The sequence below is a fragment of the Streptomyces sp. SBT349 genome, assembly GCF_001083795.1.
In the GTDB taxonomy this organism is placed as follows: Bacteria; Actinomycetota; Actinomycetes; order Streptomycetales; family Streptomycetaceae; genus Streptomyces.
In genome coordinates this window covers 1-3733 of sequence record NZ_LAVK01000518.1, presented here as the reverse complement: position 1 = coordinate 3733, position 3733 = coordinate 1, and the positions used below count along the sequence as shown (strand labels likewise).

General features: G+C 72.0%; 4 protein-coding genes and 1 pseudogene. 1 reads left to right on the top strand and 4 read right to left on the bottom strand.

The window, feature by feature from the left end:
• From ADY01_RS33955 to ADY01_RS33940, 4 genes are all read right to left on the bottom strand, one after another.
• A partial coding sequence (locus ADY01_RS33955; RefSeq protein WP_049580618.1) for a class I SAM-dependent methyltransferase occupies nt 1-340 on the bottom strand: 340 nt, incomplete at its 3' end.
• A gap of 47 nt (nt 341-387) precedes the next feature.
• Nucleotides 388-603 carry a DUF397 domain-containing protein gene (locus ADY01_RS33950; RefSeq protein WP_049580617.1) on the bottom strand — a complete coding sequence of 72 codons (216 nt, stop codon included), beginning with the start codon at nt 601-603 and terminating at the stop codon, nt 388-390.
• A 153-nt stretch (nt 604-756) separates the two neighbouring features.
• The gene (locus ADY01_RS33945) at nt 757-1629 is read right to left on the bottom strand and encodes a helix-turn-helix domain-containing protein (RefSeq protein WP_049580619.1); all 873 of its coding nucleotides are present in this window, start codon (nt 1627-1629) and stop codon (nt 757-759) included.
• A gap of 273 nt (nt 1630-1902) precedes the next feature.
• Entirely contained in the window at nt 1903-2694 is a 792-nt protein-coding gene (locus ADY01_RS33940) for a GOLPH3/VPS74 family protein (protein WP_049580616.1), read from the bottom strand.
• A 231-nt stretch (nt 2695-2925) separates the two neighbouring features.
• Between ADY01_RS33940 and ADY01_RS33935 the strand changes: the two are divergent.
• A pseudogene (locus ADY01_RS33935) lies at nt 2926-3733 on the top strand (hypothetical protein); the annotation flags it as partial.

Genomic DNA, 3733 nt, shown 5'->3' with positions numbered 1-3733 from the left:
CCACGAACGCGGCCTCCACCCCCGCCCGCGCCGCCTTCCGCCGCGCCGCGGCCACCATGCGCGGCGCTATGTCGACACCGGTCACCCGGTGTCCCGCCCCGGCGAGCAGGACGGACAGCGTTCCCGTGCCGCAGCCGACGTCGAGCACCTCGCGCCCACCGACCTCACCGGCCTCACCGGCCCCACCGCTTCCGCCGGGCGCCTGTGGCGCGCCGGGCGGCACCCACTCCCCGAGGCGCCGCGCCCACGCGGCCCTGACCGCCGGATCACGCAGCCCGTGGTCCGGCTCCTCGTCGAAGCTGGACGCGGCGGCGTCCCAGTACGCGCTGATCCCGTTCATGCCCCCATGCTCGCAGCCACCACTGACAGTGACCGTCCGCGGCCCGCTCAGCGGGGGAACGTCCCGCCCCTCGGGCATTCGAGCCCGGCGAGGAACGCCGACCACGAGCCCGCCCCGAAGCCGAGGCTCGGCCCCGCGGGCGCCTTCGAGTCGCGGACCGCTAACAGGTCACCCGCCGGGATCGTGACCTCCAGACACGCCCCGTTCCCCCCGGAATAGGACGACTTGGTCCAGGTGTGCGCCATGCCTTGCTCCCTTGCCATGTTCACTCCGGATTCTGACCGGTCGGTGTAGTGGTGCGGCGACCGTACTAGTCCGGATCGGCAGGTGACCTGCTGCTTCACCCGTGTGGGTGGCGGGGCGGGTACTTACCTGCCTGGCAAGGGAGTTGGCGTGTATTCTCCGCGGCTCGGCGGCTACCCGAGCGCCTGCCGGTAGTCCCTGGCGAGGGCGTCGAGGAGCCCGCGCGTGGCCTCGGGACTGAGCGCCTGGGCCCGCAGGTGCTCGTACATGACGCTGTAGTACTGCACGTCGTGCGGCTTCTCCAGATAGAGGTCGCTGGTGCCGCCCTCCAGGTAGATCACCGTGGAGTCGGACGCCTCGGGGAACTCCAGGATGGAGTACTGCCCGTTGACCGCCGGGTGCGCGCCCGCGGAGAAGGGGAGCACCTGGAGCGTCACGTTCGGCAGCCGCGAGCACTCGGTGAGCCGGTGGATCTGCTCCAGCATCGTCGCGGCCCCGCCGACCACGCGGCGCAGCGCCGCCTCGTCCACGACGGCCCACAGCCGTAACGGATTCCGCTCGTCCCAGACCCGCTGCTGGCGGCGGAGCCGGACCTGGACCCTGCTGTTGACCTCGTCCTGCCCGATCTCGGGCAGGGCGCCCGCTATGAGGGCGGTGGCGTAATCGGGGGTCTGGAACAGCCCCGGCACCATCTGCGGCTCGTAGACGCGCAGCGACGAGGCGTCCGTCTCCAGGCCGATGTACACGCTGTAGGTCGGCGACAGTTCGGCGAACGCGTGCCACCAGCCCTGCTGGCGCGACTCCCGGGCCATCTGCATCAGGGACTCGACCAGCTTCTGGTCCGCCACCTCGTAGACCCCGCAGAGGTCCCGCACGTCGCGCGGGCTGATGCTGCGGCGGCCGTTCTCCAGCCGGCTGATCTTGGACTGGGAGACGAGAAGCCTCTCCGCGACCTCCTCGGCGGTCATCGCGCGCTCCTCGCGCAGCCGCCTCAGCTCCTGGCCGAGCCGGCGCCGCCGGACAGTGGGATTGACGTTGCCCGCCACGGACTTGTGCACCTCCGTCGTTCCGGCCGGTCGGGGAAGACCGTTCCTGCCAGCAGACTGCCACCTGGCGCGGTGCGCCCGCTCGGACTCCGCGGAATGCGACGAACGTGGGCTTCGCGACGGCCCCGGACATCGCGACAGAGGGTGGCCGGACACAAGCATGGGGTGTGACGGCGGCCGTCGTCTACGGCCGTCGCCACACCCCGTGCTCGCACGCGGCTCCCGGGTTGGTCGAGTGGGGCGCCGGCGCCGAGGACACCTGCGCCGCAGCGCCTAGTGCGAGAGCGAAGGACGAACTACCGCGGCTCGCGCCCCTCCTCTCCGCCGTGCCTGGTCGCCGAGCTGCTGGGGCTGTCCGACCACAGCCATCGCCGGCGCCGGTGCGCGGACCGGCTTCCGGGCGGCGCCCTGTTGCGGGCGACGCGCGGCGGCCGCCTGCCCGGCCACGCCGTTCTGCACGTCCATGACGGCGTGTGCCACCAAGCCGCCCATCGGGTCGTGCCTGATCAGATCCCTGAGCCGGGAGCGCGACGAGCGCCCCTCGTTCCCGGGATACAGGTGTTTGCCCAGGCCCACGGCGTGAGCCAGCGCCGCCAGGGCCGCGGTCCGTGCGTCCGGTGGCGTTCCGGTACGGATCGCGGTGTCCAGCCGAGCCCGGATCTGCCTGCTGACCGCGGTATCCGTCGCCTGGTACCTGGTCGTTGGCAGAACTCCGCACATCTGGTTCTCCACCGCGTGCACCATGCCGCAGCGTTCCAGATGCGAGAGATACGTTTGACGCAGCCCGAGTCTGGGCCCGCCGATCCAGTGGACCGCCCGGACGGGGCTGCCGCGCCTGCGCAGCAGCTCCAGTGCGGAGTCCAGCGTGGGATCTCCGGTCGGCCGTGGCAGCACCACGGCTATTCGGTCCCCGTCTGGGGCTATCCGTCCCGCCAGGGCCAGCTCGACGAGCTGGGCCCCGGCGAGGCCGAGGTCGAGCGACTGCGGCTGCGCGGTGGTACCCGTGGCCGGGTCCAGAGCGAGCAGCAGCAGCTCCTCCGGAATGGTTCTACGACTCCTGCCCATCCATGCCTCCCCGCGTGGATGACAGACAGGGTGACGCCTCTCACATTGTTCTGTCGAGGGTGCGTGGTTGTTTTGTGAGGGAACCCGTAGATATGTCGTTGCCGTCCTTGCCTACAGGCAGCAGAAATCCACCGCTTCCGGCGTGTCGCACCGAGGTGCGCGGGACCCGGCAGACTGGTGGGCACAGCAGCCGGATAGCCAGATCGGTTGACAACGCGTTGGGAGGTACGGGTGTCGGGCGAGTCCCCGGACATTTCGGATCGGGAGCGGGAGCAGGAGTCATCGGAAAAGACGCCTGAGGACCCCGGAAGGGTTCCCCAGGTTGGCAAGGTTCCCGGGGACGAGGATCGCGAGGGCACGGAGGGAGGTGCCGACCAGCGGACGACCTCGCTGCGGATCCCGGAAACGGGGGCACCGGCCGTCGACCAGCCGACCGGCGTTCTCCGCCTGCCGGCGCAGGCGACGGCGCCGGAGAAGGCCGCGCCGGAGCCGCCGGAGGAGCGGCGGGCGGCTGCGCCGCCACCAGGCGGCGAGGAGGCCGAGGAAGAGGCCGACGAGAAGGACGAGAAGAGGGCCGAGGAGAAGGCCGCGCCGGAAGGGGAGAACGAGGCGGCGGTGGCGGCCGAGGGCGACGAGGAGCCCGAGGCGGAGACGGCCGAACCGCCGGAGGCGGCCGTCGCGGAGAAGCCCGTGAAGGCCGATCCCCGGGTCGTCATACCCGCCGGGCCCCAGGCCGCGGAGCCGCCGGAGGCACCCGCCCCGCGCGTCGACCAGCCCACCAGCGTGCTCCGCCTGCCCGAGAAGGCCGACGAGAAGGACACGGAGAAGGGCGCGGAGAAGGGCGACGAGAAGGACGACGACCACACCGACGAGAGGGCCGGGGAGAAGCCGGACGCGGAAGCGGCCGGACCGCAGGAGCCGCCTCGCGTCGACCAGCCGACCAGCGTCCTGCGCCTGCCCGCCACGACGGACGGCGAGCCCGACGGCACCCCCGACGGCACCCCGGACGACGAGCCGGACGAGAGGCCCGCCCCGAAGG